Genomic DNA, 19,415 nt, shown 5'->3' with positions numbered 1-19,415 from the left:
CCCCCCTAGAACCGGAGCTGCTTGAAGATCCGCTCCGGGATGTGGCGCACCGCGAACATCACCAGCCGCCAGAACCAGGGCAGGTAGACCTCGTCCGCCTTGCGGTCCACGGCGCGCACGATCCCCTGCGCCACCGCGCCCGGCGGCGCGAAGAGCGGCCCCTTCGCGAGGTGCGCCGTCATGGGCGTGTCCACGAACCCCGGCTTCACCGTGAGCACGTGGACCCCGGCGCGCCAGAGCCGGGCCCGCAGGCCGGAGAGGAAGGCGGTGAGGCCGGCCTTGGAGGCCCCGTAGACGGCGTTGCCGCTCCGCCCCCGGTCCCCGGCCACGCTGGAGATGCCGACGATGGTGCCGCGCCCGGCGCGCGCGAGCCGCTCGGCGACCAGCGTGAGCAGGGCGACGGGCGAGACCAGGTTGGTGTTGAGGACCTCGACCGCGGCGTAGGGATCGCGGTCGAGCACCACCGGGCTGCCGAGCGCGCCGTAGGCGAGGAGCACCACCTCCGGCGGACCGCCCAGCGCCGCCTCGGCGGCGTCGAGCAGCTCGCGGTGGTGCGAGAGGTCGTTGAGGTCGGCGACGAAGCCCTCCACCTTGGGCGCGCCGCGCAGCGCGAGGTCGTCGGCCACGGCGGCGAGCCGGGCCGGGCTGCGCGCCACGAGGAAGAGCGCGTCGCCCCGCTCGGCGTGGACCCGCGCGGTGGCCTCGGCGATGGCCGAGGTGGCGCCGAGGACGAGGACGCGCCTCACGGCGTCACCCCCTTCCCGCCGGCTGCCGGCGGCCCGAGCGGCAGGGACGGCTGGTAGGGGTGCCCCTCCCGCACCCGCCGCCAGAAGCCCGAGGAGCAGGCGGGGTCGAGGTGGCGCTCGAACTCGGCGAGCCGCGGGTACGAGGCGGCGAAGTCCTCGGGCGACATGACCGCGTCCTTGGCCGGGTAGAACGCGCCGCCGCCCTGCCGCGCCACCGCGTAGAGCTGGCGCACGAGCTCGAGCGTCTTCGGCCCGCGGTTCGCGAAGTCGAGCGCGAGCGTCACGCCCTTGCGCGGGAAGGAGAGGAGCCCCGGCGACGGCACCTCGCCGAAGGTCTTCAACACCGCCAGGAACGAGCCCTGCCCGGCGGCGGCGATGCGCCCCAGGAGCTCGCGGATCACCTCCGGCGCCGCGGCGGTCGGCACCGCGCACTGGAACTGCAGCAGCCCGCGCTTGCCGTAGATCCGGTTCCAGCGCCCCACGCCGTCGAGCGGGAAGAAGAACCCGTCGAGGTGCTGCTCGCGCTCGCCCCGCTGGCGCCGGTTCTTCCGGTAGTAGGCGAAGTTGAAGGCCGAGACGGTGAGGCGGTTGAGCGTGGCGGAGGGGAGGTCGAAGGGGACCGAGAGCCGGCCGCGGCCCGCCTCCCCGGGGCGCGCCGGCGTCTCGGCGTGGTTGCCGCGGTAGAACAGGCCGCGCCCGATGTGGCGGCCGCGCGCCAGCACGTCCACCCAGGCGACCGTGTACTCGAAGCGGGCGTCCGACTCGGCCGAGACCTGGAAGAAGTGGTCGAGGTCGGGCACCTCCACCGTCTCGGCGGCGATGTACGGGCCGGCCACCTTGCGGAGCTGCAGCTCGGCCCAGGTGACGACGCCGGTGAGCCCGAGCCCGCCCACGGTGGCGGCGAAGAGCTCCGGGCTGTCCTCGCGCGAGCAGACCCGGCGGCTCCCGTCGGAGCGGCAGAGCTCGAGGGCGCGCACGTGGGCGCCGAAGGTGCCGGCGCGGTGGTGGTTCTTGCCGTGGATGTCGTTGGCGATGGCCCCGCCGACGGTCACGTGCTTCGTGCCCGGCACCACCCGCGGGAACCAGCCCTGCGGCAGGGTGAGGTCGATGATCTCGGCGAGCGACACGCCGGCCTCGCAGCGGAGCACGCCGGTGGCGGGGTCGAAGGCGACGAAGCGGTCGAGGCCGCGGGTGGAGAGGAGCAGGCCGCCGTCGTTGAGGCAGCTGTCGCCGTAGCTGCGGCCGAGCCCGTAGGCGAGCGCCCGCTGGTTCACGCCGGCGAAGGGATCCTCGGCGCGCCAGTGCAGGTCGCGCACCTCCGCCTGCGCCACCGGAAACCGCCCCCAGGACTCGAGCCGACGCAGCGGAGCTCCCTCCATCTCTTCCCTCACCGGCTGTAAAGCGCCCAGGCCACCGTCGCCACGTAGAGCACCAGGTTCACCTGCGTGGGGCGGTCGTGCAGGAGCACCCGCTCCGGGTGACCCCCCTCGCCGCGCCGCGCCACGAGATACAGGTACCGGAAGAGACCGAAGATGACGAGGGGCACGGTGAACTTGAGCCGGTCGGTCCCGAACTTCTGCACGGTGTCGGCGGCGGTGGTGTAGAGCGCGTAGGCGAGGATGGCCGAGGCCGAGGTGACGCCGACGAGCTGGTCCACGAGCGGCACGCTGTACTCGGCGAGGATGGCCCGGTGCCGGGCGGCGTCGGCGGAGAGGAGGGAGAGCTCGGCGCGCCGCTTCGCGAGGGCGAGGAAGAGCGCGAGCAGGAGCGTGCAGAGGTAGAGCCAGTTGGAGATCGGCACGTCGATCGCCTCGGCCCCGGCGACCACCCGCAGGACGAAGCCGGCCGCGATGGCGAAGACGTCCACGATCACGAGCCGCTTCAGCCCGGCGTTGTAGGCGAGCTGCAGCGCGAAGTAGCCGGCCACGCAGGCGAGGAAGCGGGCCGGCAGGAAGAAGCCCAGCGCGAGCGCGAGCAGCGCGAGCGCGACCCCGGTGACGGCCGCGGCGCGCGCGGAGATCGCCCCCGAGGCGAGCGGCCGCAGCCGCTTCTCCGGGTGGAGCCGGTCGGCCTCGCGGTCGGCGAGGTCGTTGCCGAGGTAGACCGCGCTCGCCGCGAGACAGAAGGCGAGGAACCCGAGGAGCGCCCGCGAGGCCGCCGCCGGATCCCCCGCCCGCTGCGCGAAGAGCAGCGGCGCGAGGAGGGCCAGGTTCTTCGTCCACTGCCGCGGCCGGAGCGCGGCGAGGAGGGCGGCGGGCCGGGTCACGGGGCCACGCTACCCCGGGTCCTCGCGGCAGGCGAGTTCCGGGCGCGCCGCCTCGGGCTGGCCGCGCGTCGCACCCCCTCCCTCACCCTCCCCCGCTCCGCGGGAGAGGGGAACGGCGTGGGGCTCGGGGTGAGCTGCTCCCGGCTGAGCCTTGCGGCGCTCCCTCCCCGCTCGGGCGGGGAGGGCTGGGGAGGGGCGGCCAGGAGGACCCGCTGCTACGACTTCCCCCGCCCGATCCCGTAGTAGGTGAACCCGGCCGCCCGCATCCGGCCGGCGTCCCAGATGTTGCGGCCGTCGAAGAGCACCGGCTGCCGGAGGGTGGCCTTGAGCCGGTCGAGGTCCGGCATGCGGAACTCGCTCCACTCGGTGACGAGGAAGAGCGCGTCGGCCCCCTTCGCCGCGGCCCAGGCGTCGGGCGTGATCTCGACGTGGGGCCCGAGCACCTGGCGCGCCGTCTCGGAGGCGACCGGGTCGTGGGCGGCCACGGTGGCGCCGGCGCCGGTGAGCCCCTCGATGAGGCTGATGCTCGGCGCCTCGCGCATGTCGTCGGTGCGGGGCTTGAACGCGAGCCCCCAGACCGCGAACCGCTTGCCGGCGAGCGAGCCGAAGTGGCGCTGCGCCTTCTGGAGCAGCACCTGCTTCTGCTTCTCGTTCACCCGCTCCACCGCCCGGAGCAGGTCGAAGTCGAGCCCCGCCGCCCGCCCCATGCTGAGGAGCGCGCGCACGTCCTTGGGGAAGCAGGAGCCGCCGTAGCCGACGCCCGGGAAGAGGAAGGGGAAGCCGATGCGCTTGTCCGAGCCCATGCCGCGCCGGACCGCGTCCACGTCGGCGCCCATCCGCTCGCAGAGCGCGGCCACGTCGTTCATGAAGCTGATGCGGGTCGCCAGCATGGCGTTGGCGGCGTACTTGGTGAGCTCGGCGGAGCGGGTGTCCATGAAGAGGATCGGCTGCTCCACCCGGACGAACGGCCCGTAGAGCTCGCCCATCACCGCGCGCGCCCGCTCGGAGGGAGTGCCCACCACCACGCGGTCGGGCTTCATGAAGTCCTCGACCGCCGCCCCCTCCTTGAGGAACTCCGGGTTGGAGGCCACGTCGAAGGGCTCCGAGGTGACCGAGGCGATCACCGCGGTGACCCGGTCCGCCGAGCCGACCGGCACGGTGCTCTTGTTCACCACCACGGCGTAGCCGGTGAGGGCGCGCCCGATCTCCTCGGCGGCCGCGAGCACGTAGGAGAGGTCGGCCGAGCCGTCCTCGCCGGGCGGCGTGCCGACCGCGATGAAGATCACCTCGGCGCCGGGGACCGCGTCGGCGACGCGGGTGGTGAAGGCGAGGCGGCCGTCGCGGGCGTTCCGCTTCACCAGCTCGTCGAGGCCGGGCTCGTAGATGGGAAGCCGCCCGGACTCGAGGATCTCGATCTTGCGCGGGTCCTTGTCCACGCAGGTGACCTGGTGGCCCGACTCGGCGAAGCAGGTTCCGGTCACCAGGCCCACGTAGCCCGTGCCGATCACGGCGATCTTCACGCGTCCGTCCTTTCCTCAGGAGCCGCGGGAAGATACCACAGGAGGGTGCTGGGGCTCGCCCCTAGCCCTGGAGGCCGAGGAGCACCTTGCGCGCCGCCTCCTGCTCGCCGCGCAGCACCCGCAGGCGCCCCGGATCGCGCGCCCCCTCGATCACCGCCTCCACGAGCGCACGCTCGCCTGCCAGTAGTACGGGCAGCAGGGCGAGCGTCCGCTCGGCCACCTCCGGGAAGAAGGAGGCCGTGAGCGAGAGCGAGCCGTGGAGCGCGCGCGAGAGGCCGAGCCGCGCGGCCCGCGCGTGGAGCGTCGCCCGGTCGAGGTCGAGGCGGACGAGCTCGCGGACGTCCACGAAGGTGACGAGCTGGCTCCGGAGCCCCTCGAGCGCCTGGTCGGCCGCCGCGAGGAGGAGCGCGTCCTCGGGCGCCGGCCGCGCCACCCCCGGCCCCATGGCGCGGAACGGCGTGGCGCGGTCGAAGAGGCCGCCGTCGTCCGCGGTGCCCTCGAGCAGCCCCTCCTGGATGCGCAGCTCGATGCGCCCGTCGGAGAAGACCGCCGTGTGCCCGCCGGCGCCGGTGGACGCGGGCTGGAAGTCCCCGCCGAGCCCGGCCGCGAAGCGGGCCCCGTCCTCGCCGCGCACCGCGAGCCGCAGGTCGCCCACCGGCCGGAAGGCGAGGTGCGGGTAGAGCCAGTCCACCGTGGCCGCCGCGCCGAGCAGCACCGCGCGCACCCCGGCGAGCTCGCGCAGCGCCCCCTTGAGCGTGACCAGCTTGAAGACGTTGTCGTTGACCACGCCCTGGTAGCTCGTGAGGAGCCGCTCCCGGAAGCGCTCGGGCAGGCGAGCGCCCAGCGGCCGCGACTCGACCTGATAGGAGGCCATCGGGGCGAGGCCGTGCGACTCGAGCACGTTGACGAGGTCGTCGAGGTCGCAGGGCGGGAGCTCCGCCGGAGGGTCGAAGGCCGCGAGGGCCCGGATGGCGTCGAGGAGGGGCACGGCAGCCCTGTAACCCCGGAGCGGGGAGGGCCGCAACGGTGCTCTCGACCTCGCGCCCGGCCGTGGTCAGGTTTCGGGGGCCATGACCTCCCAAGAGCTGCGTGGCCATCTCGCCGAGCTGGCCGCGGTCCGGAGTGACGACGACCCCATCCTGAGCCTCTACCTCGACATCCGCTGGAACGACGAGCAGCAGCGCGATCGGGTCCGGGTCTGGCTGCAGGAGCGGACCAAGGCCGCGCTCGCGGGCCGGGCCGAGCCGGAGCAGGCCTCGCTCGCGCGCACCCTCGAGCAGGCGCGCGAGCTCGTGCAGCAGACCTTCGAGCGGAGCGCGGGGGAGGGGAAGCGCGGCCTCGCGCTCTTCGCCTGCGGCCGGATCGGGCTCTGGAAGCCGCTCTTCTTCCACGAGCCGCTCGAGAACCAGTTCACGGTGGACCGGGTCCCGCGGCTCCTGCAGCTCGCCCGGCTCGCGGGAGAGCTCGAGCCGGCGCTGGTGGTGCTGGCCTCCGTCCGCGGCGCGCACATCTACGAGGTGGCCGCCAACGAGGTGGTCGGGGAGATCACGGTCGCCGGCCCCATGCCGCGCCGGGTGGGCGACGCCTCCTTCGGCGCCGGCGCCGGCGAGCAGTTCGAGCGGGCCGAGAAGAACGCGCGCCACGTGGACGAGCTGCTGGCCCGGTTCCGGCGCATGGCCGCCGACGAGCTGGTGCACCTGTTCGACCGCGCGCCGCGCAGCCACGTGGTGCTCTTCGGACCGCAGCAGGCCCTCGCGAACTTCGAGCGCGAGCTGCCGGAGCGGGTCTGCGATCGCATCGCCGCGCGCTACCCGGCGCCGGCGGAGGGGACCAACGGCAACGGCGGCGCGGGCGGGCGGGCCGAGCTCGTCGCCCGGGCGGCCGAGGCGGTGGCGGTGGCGCAGGCGCGGGACGAGATCGCGCGGATCGACGGCGCGGTGGGGCAGGCCCTGCGCGGCTCCCTCTCGGTGCTGGGGCTCGAGGACGTGGTCCTCGCGGTCAACGAGCGGCGCGTGGGGCGGCTGCTCCTCGAGGCCGACTTCGACGCCGACGGCTGGCGCTGCAAGCAGTGCGGGGCCATGGGCGTCGAGCACACCCGCACCTGCAACTTCTGCGAGGGCCCGCTCGAGCTCGTCCCGTCCCTCGGCGACGAGCTGGTGCGCCGGGTCCTGGCCGACGACGGCGAGGTGCAGGTGGTGGCCCACGCCAACAAGCTGCACAGCTACCAGGGGGTGGCGGCGCAGCTCCGCCAGGCCTCGCAGACCGGGCTCAGCGGCTCGCCGGCGCAGCCGAACCAGCCGTGGGCGACGTAGCGGGGTCGGGGAGGGTCCGGGCAGGGGCCCGGCGCGGTGTGGTATCTCTCCCCACGTGAACGACGACGCGAAGCGCGGCGAGCCGCGCGCCTGCTCCCCCGGGGCCGCGGCCAAGGCGGGCGCGGCGGCGCTGCTGGTCGGGGGCGTGATCGCCTTCACGCTGGTGCGCCCGCCGGTGCGGCTGATCCACCCGGACGCCCTGCACTTCATGGGGATCTTCCAGGAGGTGTACGGGACCGTCCACGGCTGGCGGGAGGCGCCCGCGGCCTTCTGGGAGGCCCTGCAGCGGGTCAACGCGTACGACCTGAGCCGCGGTCGCCTGGTCAACTACCTCCTGTTCGGCCTCGAGGCCGCGATCCGGAGCCGCCTCCCGTTCCCATTCGTGAGCTGGCTCACGCTCGGCGTGCTGCTGCTCAACGCGGGGCTGCTGGCCCGGCTCGTCACGCGCCACGTCGAGCCGGCGGAGCGGAGGCAGACGATGGCCTGCCTCGCCTTCGCCCTCGCCGCCCTCGACCCCATGACCTTCTACGCGTACGAGATGCAGTTCACGTACGCCAAGTACACCTGCGTCACTTTCGTCCTCCTCTTCCTGCTCTCGCGCGCGGCCGTCGCCCGGGCGGTCGCGCTCGTCGGCGCGGCCTTCTCGGACGAGATCGGCCTGGTGATGGTCATGGCCGTCCTGGCCGCCGGCACCTTCAACCACGTCCGCCGCCGCGCGGGCTCCGAGCGCCCGGCGCTGGCGCTGGGTGGCGCGCTCGCGCTCGGCGCGCTCGCCGCGCTGGCGGCGCTGGTCGCCTATCACGCCATCCTGGGAGGGCTCTTCGGCGAGATGCCGTGGGTGATCCGGAAGGGCGGCTTCGACACGCCGCACGAGCCGTTCGCGCGCGAGCTCGGCCACTCCTTCGCGTACGCCTTCGCGACGTTCCAGTCGATCCTGACCACCCCGGGGACCCTGCTCTTCGCCGCCCTGCTCGGCGCTGGCGCGTGGAAGGCGGCGGCGCGGGAGCGGCCCGGCGGCGTGGTCGGCCTGGCCCGCGGGGCGTGGCAGGCGCTCGTGACCGACCCGGCCGTGCAGCTCCAGGTCGGCGCGCTGTGCGTGGCGTTCTTCGTCGTCCTCGCGATGTACCGGGGGGTCGGCGTGCAGTACTACTATCCGTACCCGATCGCGGTGATCTTGACGTTCACGTTCCTGTCGTTCGTGATCGCGAGGTGCCAGCCGGCCGTCGGCGTGGCGGTCGTCCTCGCGACGCTCGGCTGCCTCGTCCTGCGGCTGCCCGAGACCTTCCGATCGATGCGGGAGCACGCGGTCGCCGTGTGGCTGCCCGACGGCGCGGTCACCCTCGAGGCGTTCGAGCGCATCGACACGGCGGTGACCGACGCGCGGCGGGGGGAGTACGGTCCCTTCCGCGCCGTCAACAACCACCAGGAGCTCGACCTGGACGGTGGATACGTCTACACGGCCCGCTACTTCCCGGTGCAGGGCATGGTCCGGGTGCTCGTCTGGCCCGACGACGGGCCGTTCCGCTAGGCGCGCGGGCGCCGCAGCCTGGGCCGGATCACGGCGCGCGCGCCGGCCGGGCTCACTCCCGCTCCAGCACCGCCACGAGCGACAGCGCCGGCACCGGCAGCACCGGCTCGAGCTTGCGGAAGAGCGGCGTGAGCGCGTTCAGCATCAGGATCTGCCCGAGGCCGAAGGTGCGGCGGCGCAGCACCTTGCCGTTGAGCCACCAGGCGAGGGTGCCGATCCGGTTGAACTTCACGATCTCCCGCACCCGGAAGCCGCTCCCCGCGGCGAGCGCGGCGAGGCTCTCCTCGGTGTAGCGCCGCTTGTGGCCGAGCACCGCGTCGAGGGTGCCCATGTTCCAGGGCCCCTGCGGCACCAGCACCACCGCCCGCCCGCCCGGGGAGAGCACCTCGCGGATGTTCCGGAGCGCCCCCGCGTCGTCGTCCACGTGCTCCACCACGTTGAGGCAGACGACGGTGTCGAAGCCCTCCGGCAGCCGGGGGTAGCTCGCCGGGTCGGTGACGTCGGTGAACTGGGTGGTGAGGTAGGGCTTGTCGGCGGTGAGCGCCCGCAGCGACTCGAGGTAGAGCGGGTTGATGTCGCTCGCCACGTAGCGCCGGCGCGGGATGAGGTGGCGCGTCATGTTGCCGGTGCCGCTGCCGATCTCGAGCACCCGCTCGCCGCAGTACGGCCGCACCACGTCGGCCATCCAGGCGTTGAAGCGCGGGGCGCGCGAGAGGCGCCCCAGGATCTGGCTGCCGTAGGCGTCGGCCGTGTAGATCTTGTCGGAGAGGGTGAAGCGGGCGATGGCCGCGAGCGCCTTCACGCCGTCGCGCCAGCTGATCTTCTTGCCCTCCTGGTAGGTGCGCCCGGAGTAGCTGATGGGCACCTCGAAGAGCCGCGCGCCGCGCTTGGCGAGCTTGATGGAGAGCTCGGGCTCGAGCCGGAAGTCGTTGGAGACGAGCGGGATCGACTTGAGGAGCGCGGTCCTCACCGCCTTGTAGCAGGTCTCCATGTCGGTGAGGTTGAGGTCGGTCGCGAGGTTGGTGAGGAAGGTGAGGAGCTTGTTGCCGAGCTGGTGCCGGTAGTGGAGCACCCGCCGCGCCTCGGCGCCGGCGAAGCGCGAGCCGAACACCGCGTCGGCCTGCTCCTCCACGAAGACGCGCACGATCCGCAGGAGGTCCTGCGGGTGGTACTCGAGGTCGGCGTCGTGGATGACCGAGAGCTCGCAGGAGGCCCGCGCCAGCGCGGTGCGGATGGCCGCGCCCTTGCCCTGGTTCACCGGGTGCTCGAGGAAGATCCAGGAGAGCTTCCCCTTCGGCTCCGCCGCCACCTTCTCCGCGAAGGCGCGCAGCACCTCGCCGGTCCGGTCGCGCGAGCAGTCGTTCACCACGATCACCTCGACGCGGTCGAGGTGCGGGCTCTGCTCGAGCACGCGCAGGCGCTCGAGGGAGGCGGCGACGAGGTGCTCCTCGTTGTAGGCGGGGACGAGGACCGAGAGCGACGTCATGGGCGAGGGTTCTACCCCGAAAAGCGCCCGGCGATCACCGCCTCGTAGGCGCGCCGGAGCGCCGCGCCGACCGGAGCGGGCGCCCAGCGCGCGCGCACCAGCGCCCGGCCCCGGGCCCCCATCGCCGCCCGGCGCGCCGGATCGCCGAGCAGCCCGGCCAGGGCCTCGGCGAGCGGCGCCGGATCGCAGGGGACCACCGCGCCCGCGCCGGCGGCCGCGATCTCCCCGGCGATGTTCACCTTGTCCGAGACCACCACCGGCAGCCCCGCCGCCATCGCCTCGGCCACCGCCATCCCGAAGTTCTCGCGGTAGGAGGGGGCGGCGAGGAGCGCCGCCCGAGCGAGCGCCCGGGCCCGGCCGGCGGCGTCCAGGAGCCCGGTGAAGGTCACCCGCGCCGCGATCCCGGCCCGGGCGCAGAGGGCCTCCACCTCCGCCTGGTGGCCCGCCTCGTCCGGCCCGGCGACCACCAGCCGCGCCCCCGGCTCGCGCGCCAGGACCTGGCGGAAGGCCGGGACGAGCAGGTCGAGCCCCTTCATCGGGTGGATGCGCCCGAGCACCAGCACGTCGCGGCTCGCCGCCCGGACCGCCTCCTCGCCCACCGCGGCGAAGGGCGCCGGATCGACGGTGTTGCCGACCACGAAGGAGGGGAGGGCGCGCGCCCAGGCCGGCGCCGCCGCGCGCTCGGCCTCGGCGGTGAAGTGGACGGCCGCGGCGCGGCGCAGGGTGCGGCCCTCGAGGAGCGCGAGGAAGAGCCGCTTCTCGAGCCGGCGCTGCCGGAGGGCCCACGGGTCGAGCGAGCCGTGCGGCGTGAGCACGTAGGGCACCTTCGCCCGCTCCGCCGCGCGCGCGGCGGCGATGCCGGGGAAGGCCCACATCATGTGGGCGTGGACGAGGTCGAACTCGCCCGCCCGGCGCAGGAGGGCCGCGCCGAGCGCCGGCGAGAAGAAGGCGCGGGAGCGGCCCCAGGCCGGGAAGAAGGTGACCGGCACGCCGTCCTGCACGCGGGACCCGGCCGCGACGGGCGGGAGGTCCGCCGAGGCGCGCGCGGTGGTCGCGAAGACCTCCGCCTCCACCCCGGCCGCCCGGAGCGCCCGCGCGTACCCGGCCACCGCCGGCGGCGGGCCGCCCCACTCCAGCGCCGGGGGGTAGCAGCCGACGACGTGAAGGACGCGCACGGGGCGAGACTACACTAGGATGCGCGGACAACAGAGATGCGCGTCTCCTTCGTCGTCCCGACCCGGAACCAGGCCCCCTTCCTGCGCCGCTGCCTCGACTCCTGCCTGGCGCAGGGGATCGCCGACGCCGAGGTGCTGGTGCGCGACGGGCTCTCCACCGACGGCACGCAGGAGATCCTGGCGAGCTACGGCGACCGCGTCCGTTGGGTCTCGAAGCGCGACTCGGGGCAGGCGCAGGCGGTGAACGAGGGGATCCGGGAGGCGCGCGGCGAGGTCGTCGCCTGGATCAACTCGGACGACTGCTACGACGGCCCCGGCGTGGTCGCCCGGGCGCTGGCGGCCTTCGAGCGCGATCCGGCGCTCGACCTCGCCTACGGGGAGGCGCTGGTGGTGGACGTGGAGGGCCGTCCCATCCGGCCCTTCGCCCGCCGCGAGGTCGCCACCGCCCGCGACGTGCTCCTCGCCCCGACCGGCCCCTCCCAGCCCGCCACCTTCTTCCGCCGCGCGCTGTTCCTCGAGGCGGGCGGGCTGCGGGAGGACCTGCACTACGCCCTCGACTACGACCTCTGGCTCCGCCTCTTCGCCCGCGCCCGCAAGGTGGAGCGGCTCCCGTTCACCGTGGCCCGCATGACCTTCCACGCCGGCGCCAAGTCGGTGGCCGCCATGGGCACGCAGATCGCCGAGGCGGTGGCGCTGAAGCGCGCCTTCGCGCGGGGGCTCCGGCTCTCGCCCCTCGAGCGGCTGCGGCTGGAGGCCGGGATCGCCTCGCTCCGGCTGTACCGGGTCGCGGTCCGGTCCGGGCTCTGGCGCGGCGCGTGAACCGGCGCCGCGATGCTAAGCTGACTCCCGTGAGCGCGCCCCTCCTCCCCCGGCTCCGCCGCGCCGTCCGCCGCACCGGGCTCGATGTCGTCCGCTTCCACCGCCGCTCGCACCCGCTCGCCCGGCGCATGCAGCTCCTCGCCGACCGCCGCATCGACCTCGTGCTCGACGTCGGCGCCAACGCGGGGCAGTACGGGCAGGAGCTGCGCCTCTACGGCTACCGCGGCCGGCTGGTCTCCTACGAGCCGCTCTCGGCGCCGTACCGCAAGCTCGCCCGCGCCGCCGCCGGCGATCCGGGCTGGGAGACGGCGCAGCTCGCGCTCGGCGACGCGCCCGGTCAGGCCACCCTGCACGTGGCCGGCAACTCGGCCAGCAGCTCGCTCCTCGACATGCTGCCGCTCCACCTCGAGAGCGCGCCGGAGGCGGCCTACGTCGGCACCGAGGAGGTGCGGGTCTCGACGCTCTCCGAGGAGCTGCCGCGCCGCCGTCGGCCCGGCGAGCGGGTCTACCTCAAGCTCGACGCGCAGGGGTTCGAGCGGCGCATCCTCGCGGGCGCCGGGGCCGCGCTCCAGGAGCTGGCGGGGGTGCAGCTCGAGGCGTCGCTCACGCCGCTCTACGCCGGGGAGGCGCTCTTCCCGGAGCTCCTCGCCCTCCTCGACCGGGCTGGCTTCGAGCCCTGGTCGATCGAGCCGGGGCACTCCCACCCGGCGAGCGGCCGGCTCCTGCAGGTGGACGCGATCTTCTTCCGCCGGGAGGGGGACGGGCGATGAGCGGGGCCCCGCCCGCCCCGCGGTACCGCTCGTTCACGGTGGTGCTCCCGGTGCACGAGGAGGCGGCGCGGCTCGAGCGCGTGCTCCGCTATTACCAGCGCTTCGCCCCGGTGGTGGTGGTGGACGACGAGAGCACCGACGGGAGCGCCGAGCTGGCCCGCGGGTGCGGCGCCCGCGTGATCCGGCTCCGGAACGCCGGCACGACGCAGACGCCGGAGTGGTTCCGGCAGGTGGCGGGCCTCCTCGAGACGGAGCACTTCGCGGTGCCGTCCTGCTCGGAGCTGCTGCCCGCCCGGCTCCTCGCCCGCTACGACGAGGTGGCCCGGACCGGCGGCGCCGACGTCGTCTCCACGGTGCGGCGGGTCTACACCTCCGGCCGGCTCCTCACGCTCTGGGGCGACGCCCCGCGGGTGGAGCGCTTCTTCGACCGGCGCGGGCTCGACTACGACGCCATCGAGATCCACGCCCCGTTCCGCCCGCGCGACCCGGCGCGGCTCCTCGCCCTCCCGCCCGAGCCGGGCTACGTCATCACCCACCTGCGCGACGTGGACGCGGTGTCGCTCACCCGCAAGCACGTCGCCTACGCTGCGGTCGAGGCGCGCCACCGGGCGGAGCGCGGGAGGCCCCTCCAGCTGGGCGGCCTCCTGAAGCTCTCGGCCATCGAGCTGATCCAGCTCGCCCGGCAGGGGCCGCGGGGCTGGTCGGGGCTCGCGCTGCGCGAGACCTGGGCGCGGCTGGTGATGCACGCCCTCGTGGCCTGGGCCGGCTGGGAGCTGCGCACCGGCGCCGGCCTGGAGGACTCGCGGCGGCGGAACGCCGACCTCTGGGACGAGCTCACCCGGGAGCCCGGCGACGGGCCGGACCATGGCGCAGCCCGCTGACCCCGCCGCCCCGGACACCGGGCTCTCCGGCCGGTTCCGCGCCTCGGTGCTGAGCTACGGCGCCCGCCAGCTCGCGGTGATGGCGCTCGGGCTCGGCTCGAGCCTGGTCCTCACCCGCTTCCTCTCCCCCGCCGAGTTCGGGCGCGTGGCGGTCATCTCTGTGGTGACGCAGCTCGCGCTCCTCCTCGCCGACGGCGGCCTCGGCGTCTACCTCGTGCAGCGGCCGGAGGAGGTCACCGACCGCGACCTCGCCCGCGTCACCGGCCTGCAGCTCCGGCTCGCCGGCGCCATCGTCCTCCTTTGCGCGGTCGGGGCCGGCGTGGCGTTCGCCCTCGCGCCGGGCCAGCGGCTCGGGTGGATGGTGGCGGCGGCCGCGCTCTCCCTGCCACTCCTCGTGGTCCGCGGGATGTCGCTCCTGCGGCTCGAGCGCGGGCTGCGGCTGGACCGCGTGGTCCGGGTCGAGATCCTCGAGGAGGCGGTCTACGCGGCGGTGGCCGTCGCCGCCGCGGCGCGCGGCGCCGGGGCCTGGAGCGTGGTCCTGGCGCAGCTCGCGCGGGCCGTCGCCGGCGCCTCCGCCGCCGCGGCGATCGGCCGGTTCCGGCTCCCGCGCGGCCCGGTCGGCTGGGACGAGGAGCTCGCGCGCGGCGTCCGCTTCGGCCTCCACTTCCAGTCGGCGCAGCTCATCAACCTGGCGCGGGTGGCGGTGGTGCCGCTCTACATCGTGCCGGTGCTCGGCCTCGCCGCGGCCGGCCTGGTGGAGCGGGCCTGGTTCGTCTGCGGCCTGCCGCTCGCGATTATCTCCGCGGTCCAGCAGCGCACCATGTTCCCCTACGTGGCGCGCATCCAGGCCGACCGGGAGCAGGTGCGCCGCTTCGCCGAGGACGCCGTGCACGCGAGCGCGCTCCTCGCCACCCTCTGCTACCTGCCCCTCGTGCTCTTCCCGCGGGCGCTGGTGGTCGGGGTGCTCGGCCCGCAGTGGGAGCCGATGCTGCCGCTCGCCGGCTGGCTCCTCGCCGGCAACGTCGCCTTCGGGGCGCTCCCCGGGCCCATGTACGCCGTCGCGAACGGCCTCGGGAAGGCGCACCTCATCTCGCGCATCAACCTCGGCGTGCTGGTCGCCTCGTGGGCGCTCATCGTCGGCCTCACTCGAGCCTTCGGGGTGGTGGGCGTCGGAATGACCGGGCTCCTGCTCTGGGCCGGCACGCTGCTCCTGCGCCGCTGGCTGCGCGCCGAGCTCGGCCCGTTCCGCTTCTTCCGGCAGATGGCGGCGCCGCTCGGGGCGCTGGGCGTGGCCTGGGCGGCGGTCGAGGCGGCGGCCCGGCTGCGCGGCCACGGCCCGGAGGGGCTGGCCGGGGCGGCGGCCGCGAGCCTCCTCGCCGGCGCGGTCTACCTCGCGGTGGTGGTGGCGGTGGACCGCGAGCGCGTGCGCGCCCTCTGGAGCAGGTTCCGGGGCGGCGCCGTGCGATAATGGCGCCGCCCCATGTTCACCCGCCTCCTCACCGTCTGCATCGGCAACATCTGCCGCAGCCCCATGGCGGAGGCGCTCCTGCGCGCGCACCTCGAGGCCGCCGGGAAGCCGGGCGTGCGGGTCCAGTCGGCCGGGCTCGCCGCCCTGGTGGGCCGGCCCGCCGACCCGCTCGCGCAGGCGCTCCTGGCCGAGCGCGGGATCGACCTCTCGCAGCACCGCGCCCGCCAGCTCACCTCGTCCCTCGTCACCGGCTCCGACCTCGTGCTGGTGATGGACGAGGAGCAGCAGCGGGCGGTCGAGAAGCTCTGCCCCACCGCGCGCGGCCGGGTGCAGCGGCTCGGGCGGTTCGGGAAGTTCGACGTGCCCGACCCGTACGGAGGGTCACGCGCCCATTTCGAGGAGGCGCTGCGGCTCATCGACCGTGGTATTGCTGACTTCGCCCGCGTCTTATGACTCCGCGCCTCGCCCTCGTCGCCGCCCTCGCCGTGCCGCTCGCCGGCTGCGTGCTCCTCCCCACCACCAAGATGGACGAGGGGGCGCTGGAGGGGCGCGGGGAGGGCCAGCCGCCGCCGCCCGCGCCGGCCGCGTTCAAGGTGCAGCTCATCGACGCGAAGCTGGTCTCGGAGCAGATCGCCGCCACCGGCCGCGAGGTCCCGGCGCCGGCCGATCCGCTCGCGCCCCGCCCCGGCGCGCCCGGCTACGACTACCGGATCGCGCCGTACGACGTCCTCACCATCATCGTCTACGAGCACCCGGAGCTCACCATCCCGGCCGGCGAGATCCGGTCGGTGGACCAGACCGGCTACACCGTCTCGCCCGACGGCTACATCTTCTTCCCGCACGTGGGCCGCTTCCAGGTCGCCGGCCACACGCTCGACGAGGCCCGGCGCGACCTCACCGACCGGCTCGCCGTGTACGTGCGCCGCCCGCAGGTCCAGATCCTGGTCGCCACCTACCGCGGCAAGCGCTTCCAGGTGACGGGCGAGGTGCTGCAGAGCGGCACCTATCCGATCGCCGACGTGCCGCTGCGCGTCTCCGACGCCATCGCCGCCGCCAAGGGGACCGGCCCGGAGGCCGACCTGCGCGAGGTGACGCTGAGCCGCGCCGGCAAGACCTACGTCCTCGACCTCCAGCGGTTCTACGAGGAGGGCGACCAGACGCAGAACTGGCTGCTCGCGCCGGACGACACCGTCCACGTGCCCGACCGGAGCGCCAACAAGGTCTTCGTCCTCGGCGAGGTGCGCCAGCCGCAGACGCGGCAGATGCAGAAGGCGCGCATGTCGCTCGCCGAGGCGCTGTCCGACGTCGGCTGGCTCGACCCGCTCGCCGCCGACCCGGCGCAGATCTTCGTCCTGCGCGGCAGCTACGAGGCGCCGCAGATCTACCGGCTCGACGCCAGCCAGGCCGACGCCATGCTCCTCGCGGTGAACTTCCCGCTCCGACCGCGGGACGTGGTGTTCGTGCAGACCTCCGGCGTGGCCCGCTGGAACCGCTCGCTGCAGGGGCTCATGCCCACCGTCCAGAGCATCTGGCAGGCGTACGACATCGTCTACCGGACGGTGTACCGGCCCATCTACTAGGCGCCCGGCTCACGCGCCGCGCGCGAGCCACTCCCGGTCCTCGTCGGTCACCGTGAGGCTCCCGTTCGCCGGGCGCGGGGCCGGCGCGGCCTCCCGGCGCTCCTTCTTCGCGCGCGGCCGCTGCTCCTCCTCCTCGAAGGCGGCGAGGAAGGCGCGCTTCGCCTCCTCGACCGAGCGGCGGACGGCAGCGGCAGCGAAGTCCCTCGGCATGGTGCTCCCCCGGCGATGGCGAACGGACTCAGGGTTGATACACCGAGGGTAGGACCCGCCGCAACCGGGGTACCCTGGGCGCGGGATGCGCCCGGGCCGCGCCGCACTCGCCGGGTCGGAACGGACCCTCCCGCGCGACGTTCCACCCTGAGTCCCTACCCGCACTTACCCCCACTCAGGTCTGGCTGCTTGCTTGCAATCTGCTTACCCAAGAGGAGCAGGCAAGCGACCAAAGGAGCCCGACCATGAGCCCCACCGCCCCGCTGACTGCCCAGTCCGACGCCTTCTGCCACCCGTCCGAGCTGGTGGACGCGGCCCTCCGGCACGCCGGCCAGGCGCTGCGCCACCTCTCCCGGGTCGAGCGGTACGTCGATCGCGACGAGCTCGTCGGCCCCGTCCCGCGCCAGCGGCTGGTCGGGATCGTCACCACGCTGCTCGCCTACTCCAGCGAGAGGATCAACGCCTCCGGCTCGCCCGGCTGCCGCTGGCTGCGCGTCGAGGCGACCTCGGCCGACGGCGAGCTCGTCGTGGCGGTCGAGGACGGCGCGACCGCCATCCCCGACGACGGCGACGTGTCGCTCATCGACGAGGCGGTGCAGCGGCTCGGCGGCACGCTCGAGGTCGGGCTCGGCCCCTGCCGCGGCACGCAGTTCCTGGTGCGGTTCCCGCCTTTGACGATGGTCGCCGCGGCGTAGGGCTGCCCTCTGGCGGGCTCGCCCGGCCCGACCTCCGCGGCCCCGGCCAGCAGCGCGTTGGCTCCCTCGGGGAACCCCACCGCGCCCTCGCGCGCCAGCGTCGCTTTCGCCGCGAGCCGCTCGCGCGCCTTCCTCGCCGTCTCGGCGTCCTCGTCCAGGCCCGGGCCGGCGCGGCGCGCGCGGAGGAGGTCCCACGCCAGCACCGCCGCGCACGGAACCACCTTGGTGAGGAGGTCGGCCCGCACCTCCGAGGGATAGGCCGCGCCCGGCCGCGGCGGCGCGTGGAAGAAGGTCTCGGTGAGGAAGGCGGCGCCGATCCAGCTCAGGCCGGCGATCCACATGCCGCGCCGGCCGCCCACCGCGTACCCGCCGAGCGGCAGCGCCAGCGACCAGGCCACGTGGGCCGAGGCGTTGGTGAGCGCGGCGTCGTCGTCGAAGATGTTGACGAGCTTGCCCCCGCCGAAGACGGGCAGGTTGGGCGACGTCGGCTGCATGCTCACGGCGAGCAGCACCGGGAGCACCGTGGAGCTGATCATAGGGCCCCCCCGGCGAGGCCTCTTCCCCGGCGACCCGTCGAAGTGTCGCCTGCTCGGACGCTATGCAGCCGATGGCCCGGCCGCCAGTACCACGCCCCGGTGGTGCTTCCGCGCGGGGCTGGCTCTCGAACACCCGGACGAGAGCCCAGGCGCTCGTTCGCCCGGCACTCGGGTTCCCCTCGGCGCGGGTCCCCGTCCGTTGCTCCGCTCATCCGCCCGCTGCTAGTCTGCCCGTCCGTTCGAAAGGGCTGGGAGCATGAGCCACGAGGAAAGCGCGCGGCCCGCCGTGGCCAGGTTCTACCGCCCGGAGCTGGATGCCCTCAGGTTTCTCGCGTTCCTGATGGTGTTCGGCAGCCACGTGGTGTGGCGGCTGCCGAGGGCCTCGATCTTCGCGAGCGCCCCGGCGCTGGCCCTGGCGGTCATCGCCAGCGGCGGATTCGGAGTCGATCTCTTCTTCGTCCTGAGCGCGTACCTCATCACCGAGCTGCTGCTTCGGGAGAAGGACGCGACCGGATCGATCGACGTCCGGTCCTTCTACGCACGGCGGATCCTGCGGATCTGGCCGCTGTACTTTGCGACCATCGCGGCGGGGTTCGCGCTCCAGTACGCGATGCCGCTGCTCCGGGGCGGCGAGCCCAGGATCGTCCTCCCGCTCGGGGCCGTGCTGGCGTTCGTGCTGCTCGCCGGAAACTGGTACTCGACCCGGGGCTTCGTCTCCTCGCCGGTCTCTCCGCTGTGGAGCGTCTCCATCGAGGAGCAGTTCTACCTGCTCTGGCCGCTCTGGGTCCGCCGCTGCGGCCGCCGCGCGCTCCAGGTCACGGCGGTGCTCCTGGTGGGCGTCGGCTGGGTGACCAGGGCGTGGCTCTTCGCCAGGCACGCCCCGTATCCGGCGGTCTGGTGCAACACCTTCGCGCGGCTGGATCCGATCGCCGTCGGCGTCCTCCTCGCGACCACGCTGCACGGACGCTCGCTCAGGGTGCCCGGCTGGGCGCGGCCTGCGCTGCTCGCGAGCGGGCTCGTGCTCATGGCGGTGGCCTACGAAGGCTGCCGCATCCAGGGCGAGGCGGTCTCGATGACCGCGGGGATGATCGGCTATCCCCTCGGGACTCTCTCCGTCACGCTCGTCTTCTTCGCGTTCTTCGGCGCCAGGTTCGTCGCGCGGCAGCCGCTGCTCTACCTCGGGCAGATCTCCTACGGCCTCTACGTGTTCCACCGGTTCGCCCTGGACGCGGCGCACGCCGCGCGGCTGGGCGAGGCGGCGTCTGCCGCGGCAGCCCTGGCGCTGACCATCTCGGCGGCGGCCGTGTCCTATCGCTGGTTCGAGCGTCCCTTCCTCGCGCTCAAGAAGCGCTATGCCCGCGTGCCCGGCGCCGCGAACGAGGCGGAGGTTCCCGGGCGCGCCGAGCGCGCGGCCTGAGCCCCC

General features: G+C 74.5%; 18 protein-coding genes. 9 read left to right on the top strand and 9 right to left on the bottom strand.

From position 1 onward, the window contains the following. Nucleotides 1–5: 5 nt before the first annotated feature. The 5 genes from AMPC_RS14200 to AMPC_RS14180 all read right to left on the bottom strand — a co-directional run bounded on the left by AMPC_RS14200 (nucleotide 6) and on the right by AMPC_RS14180 (nucleotide 5,520). Nucleotides 6–746 (bottom strand): SDR family oxidoreductase, encoded by a 741-nt coding sequence (locus AMPC_RS14200; RefSeq protein WP_248341937.1) that lies wholly within the window; start codon nucleotides 744–746, stop codon nucleotides 6–8. Then, the gene (locus tag AMPC_RS14195; protein WP_248341936.1) at nucleotides 743–2,077 is read right to left on the bottom strand and encodes an FAD-binding oxidoreductase; all 1,335 of its coding nucleotides are present in this window, start codon (nucleotides 2,075–2,077) and stop codon (nucleotides 743–745) included. Before AMPC_RS14195 ends, AMPC_RS14200 begins: the two co-directional genes overlap by 4 nt. A gap of 56 nt (nucleotides 2,078–2,133) precedes the next feature. Beyond that, a complete protein-coding gene (locus AMPC_RS14190; protein ID WP_248341935.1) occupies nucleotides 2,134–3,012 on the bottom strand; it encodes a decaprenyl-phosphate phosphoribosyltransferase in 879 nt (292 codons plus the stop codon). A 215-nt stretch (nucleotides 3,013–3,227) separates the two neighbouring features. Further along, nucleotides 3,228–4,532 (bottom strand): UDP-glucose dehydrogenase family protein, encoded by a 1,305-nt coding sequence (locus AMPC_RS14185; protein WP_248341934.1) that lies wholly within the window; start codon nucleotides 4,530–4,532, stop codon nucleotides 3,228–3,230. 61 nt (nucleotides 4,533–4,593) lie between these two features. Then, nucleotides 4,594–5,520 carry a nucleotidyltransferase family protein gene (locus AMPC_RS14180; protein ID WP_248341933.1) on the bottom strand — a complete coding sequence of 309 codons (927 nt, stop codon included), beginning with the start codon at nucleotides 5,518–5,520 and terminating at the stop codon, nucleotides 4,594–4,596. 82 nt (nucleotides 5,521–5,602) lie between these two features. Between AMPC_RS14180 and AMPC_RS14175 the strand changes: the two genes are divergently transcribed. Further along, nucleotides 5,603–6,844: a baeRF10 domain-containing protein gene (locus AMPC_RS14175; protein ID WP_248341932.1), complete on the top strand. Its 1,242-nt coding sequence runs from the start codon at nucleotides 5,603–5,605 to the stop codon at nucleotides 6,842–6,844. A 55-nt stretch (nucleotides 6,845–6,899) separates the two neighbouring features. Beyond that, nucleotides 6,900–8,372, top strand: coding sequence for a hypothetical protein (locus AMPC_RS14170; RefSeq protein ID WP_248341931.1), 1,473 nt, complete (start codon nucleotides 6,900–6,902; stop codon nucleotides 8,370–8,372). A 52-nt stretch (nucleotides 8,373–8,424) separates the two neighbouring features. On the opposite strand, the gene AMPC_RS14165 is transcribed toward AMPC_RS14170, so the two are convergent. Then, the gene (locus AMPC_RS14165; RefSeq protein WP_248341930.1) at nucleotides 8,425–9,858 is read right to left on the bottom strand and encodes a glycosyltransferase; all 1,434 of its coding nucleotides are present in this window, start codon (nucleotides 9,856–9,858) and stop codon (nucleotides 8,425–8,427) included. An 11-nt stretch (nucleotides 9,859–9,869) separates the two neighbouring features. Beyond that, a complete protein-coding gene (locus AMPC_RS14160; RefSeq protein ID WP_248341929.1) occupies nucleotides 9,870–11,033 on the bottom strand; it encodes a glycosyltransferase in 1,164 nt (387 codons plus the stop codon). A gap of 36 nt (nucleotides 11,034–11,069) precedes the next feature. Here AMPC_RS14160 and AMPC_RS14155 point away from each other — a divergent pair, with 36 nt between their 5' ends. The 6 genes from AMPC_RS14155 to AMPC_RS14130 are packed head-to-tail and all read left to right on the top strand — an operon-like array spanning nucleotide 11,070 to nucleotide 16,551. Further along, nucleotides 11,070–11,852 carry a glycosyltransferase family 2 protein gene (locus AMPC_RS14155; protein WP_248341928.1) on the top strand — a complete coding sequence of 261 codons (783 nt, stop codon included), beginning with the start codon at nucleotides 11,070–11,072 and terminating at the stop codon, nucleotides 11,850–11,852. 29 nt (nucleotides 11,853–11,881) lie between these two features. Beyond that, nucleotides 11,882–12,622, top strand: a complete 741-nt coding sequence (locus AMPC_RS14150) for an FkbM family methyltransferase (protein WP_248341927.1) — start codon at nucleotides 11,882–11,884, stop codon at nucleotides 12,620–12,622. Beyond that, nucleotides 12,619–13,503, top strand: coding sequence for a glycosyltransferase family protein (locus AMPC_RS14145; protein ID WP_248341926.1), 885 nt, complete (start codon nucleotides 12,619–12,621; stop codon nucleotides 13,501–13,503). The genes AMPC_RS14150 and AMPC_RS14145 overlap by 4 nt, the downstream gene beginning before the upstream one ends. Next, the gene (locus tag AMPC_RS14140; RefSeq protein WP_248341925.1) at nucleotides 13,487–14,971 is read left to right on the top strand and encodes an oligosaccharide flippase family protein; all 1,485 of its coding nucleotides are present in this window, start codon (nucleotides 13,487–13,489) and stop codon (nucleotides 14,969–14,971) included. Before AMPC_RS14145 ends, AMPC_RS14140 begins: the two co-directional genes overlap by 17 nt. 12 nt (nucleotides 14,972–14,983) lie before the next feature. Beyond that, nucleotides 14,984–15,424: a low molecular weight protein-tyrosine-phosphatase gene (locus AMPC_RS14135; protein WP_248341924.1), complete on the top strand. Its 441-nt coding sequence runs from the start codon at nucleotides 14,984–14,986 to the stop codon at nucleotides 15,422–15,424. Further along, the gene (locus tag AMPC_RS14130; protein WP_248341923.1) at nucleotides 15,421–16,551 is read left to right on the top strand and encodes a polysaccharide biosynthesis/export family protein; all 1,131 of its coding nucleotides are present in this window, start codon (nucleotides 15,421–15,423) and stop codon (nucleotides 16,549–16,551) included. The genes AMPC_RS14135 and AMPC_RS14130 overlap by 4 nt, the downstream gene beginning before the upstream one ends. Nucleotides 16,552–16,560: 9 nt before the next feature. On the opposite strand, the gene AMPC_RS14125 is transcribed toward AMPC_RS14130, so the two are convergent. Together AMPC_RS14125 and AMPC_RS14120 are read right to left on the bottom strand one after the other, a co-directional pair. Further along, nucleotides 16,561–16,761, bottom strand: coding sequence for a hypothetical protein (locus AMPC_RS14125; RefSeq protein ID WP_248341922.1), 201 nt, complete (start codon nucleotides 16,759–16,761; stop codon nucleotides 16,561–16,563). A 439-nt stretch (nucleotides 16,762–17,200) separates the two neighbouring features. Beyond that, nucleotides 17,201–17,992 carry a hypothetical protein gene (locus tag AMPC_RS14120; protein WP_248341921.1) on the bottom strand — a complete coding sequence of 264 codons (792 nt, stop codon included), beginning with the start codon at nucleotides 17,990–17,992 and terminating at the stop codon, nucleotides 17,201–17,203. 256 nt (nucleotides 17,993–18,248) lie between these two features. Between AMPC_RS14120 and AMPC_RS14115 the strand changes: the two genes are divergently transcribed. Continuing rightward, nucleotides 18,249–19,409 carry an acyltransferase family protein gene (locus AMPC_RS14115; RefSeq protein ID WP_248341920.1) on the top strand — a complete coding sequence of 387 codons (1,161 nt, stop codon included), beginning with the start codon at nucleotides 18,249–18,251 and terminating at the stop codon, nucleotides 19,407–19,409. Nucleotides 19,410–19,415 lie beyond the last annotated feature (6 nt).

Source organism: Anaeromyxobacter paludicola, from assembly GCF_023169965.1.
In the GTDB taxonomy this organism is placed as follows: domain Bacteria; phylum Myxococcota; class Myxococcia; order Myxococcales; family Anaeromyxobacteraceae; genus Anaeromyxobacter_B; species Anaeromyxobacter_B paludicola.
The sequence above is the reverse complement of the archived record's forward strand: the minus strand, read 5'-3'. Positions and strand labels throughout refer to the sequence as shown.

What these genes read in the sequence shown, in the direction of transcription:
- AMPC_RS14175 (WP_248341932.1), top strand. Translation starts at nt 5,603, where the DNA reads ATGACCTCCCAAGAGCTGCGTGGCCATCTCGCCGAGCTGGCCGCGGTC.
- AMPC_RS14165 (WP_248341930.1), bottom strand. Translation starts at nt 9,858, where the DNA reads ATGACGTCGCTCTCGGTCCTCGTCCCCGCCTACAACGAGGAGCACCTC.
- AMPC_RS14155 (WP_248341928.1), top strand. Translation starts at nt 11,070, where the DNA reads ATGCGCGTCTCCTTCGTCGTCCCGACCCGGAACCAGGCCCCCTTCCTG.
- AMPC_RS14145 (WP_248341926.1), top strand. Translation starts at nt 12,619, where the DNA reads ATGAGCGGGGCCCCGCCCGCCCCGCGGTACCGCTCGTTCACGGTGGTG.
- AMPC_RS14140 (WP_248341925.1), top strand. Translation starts at nt 13,487, where the DNA reads ATGGCGCAGCCCGCTGACCCCGCCGCCCCGGACACCGGGCTCTCCGGC.
- AMPC_RS14135 (WP_248341924.1), top strand. Translation starts at nt 14,984, where the DNA reads ATGTTCACCCGCCTCCTCACCGTCTGCATCGGCAACATCTGCCGCAGC.
- AMPC_RS14130 (WP_248341923.1), top strand. Translation starts at nt 15,421, where the DNA reads ATGACTCCGCGCCTCGCCCTCGTCGCCGCCCTCGCCGTGCCGCTCGCC.
- AMPC_RS14125 (WP_248341922.1), bottom strand. Translation starts at nt 16,761, where the DNA reads ATGCCGAGGGACTTCGCTGCCGCTGCCGTCCGCCGCTCGGTCGAGGAG.
- AMPC_RS14120 (WP_248341921.1), bottom strand. Translation starts at nt 17,992, where the DNA reads ATGATCAGCTCCACGGTGCTCCCGGTGCTGCTCGCCGTGAGCATGCAG.
- AMPC_RS14115 (WP_248341920.1), top strand. Translation starts at nt 18,249, where the DNA reads ATGAGCCACGAGGAAAGCGCGCGGCCCGCCGTGGCCAGGTTCTACCGC.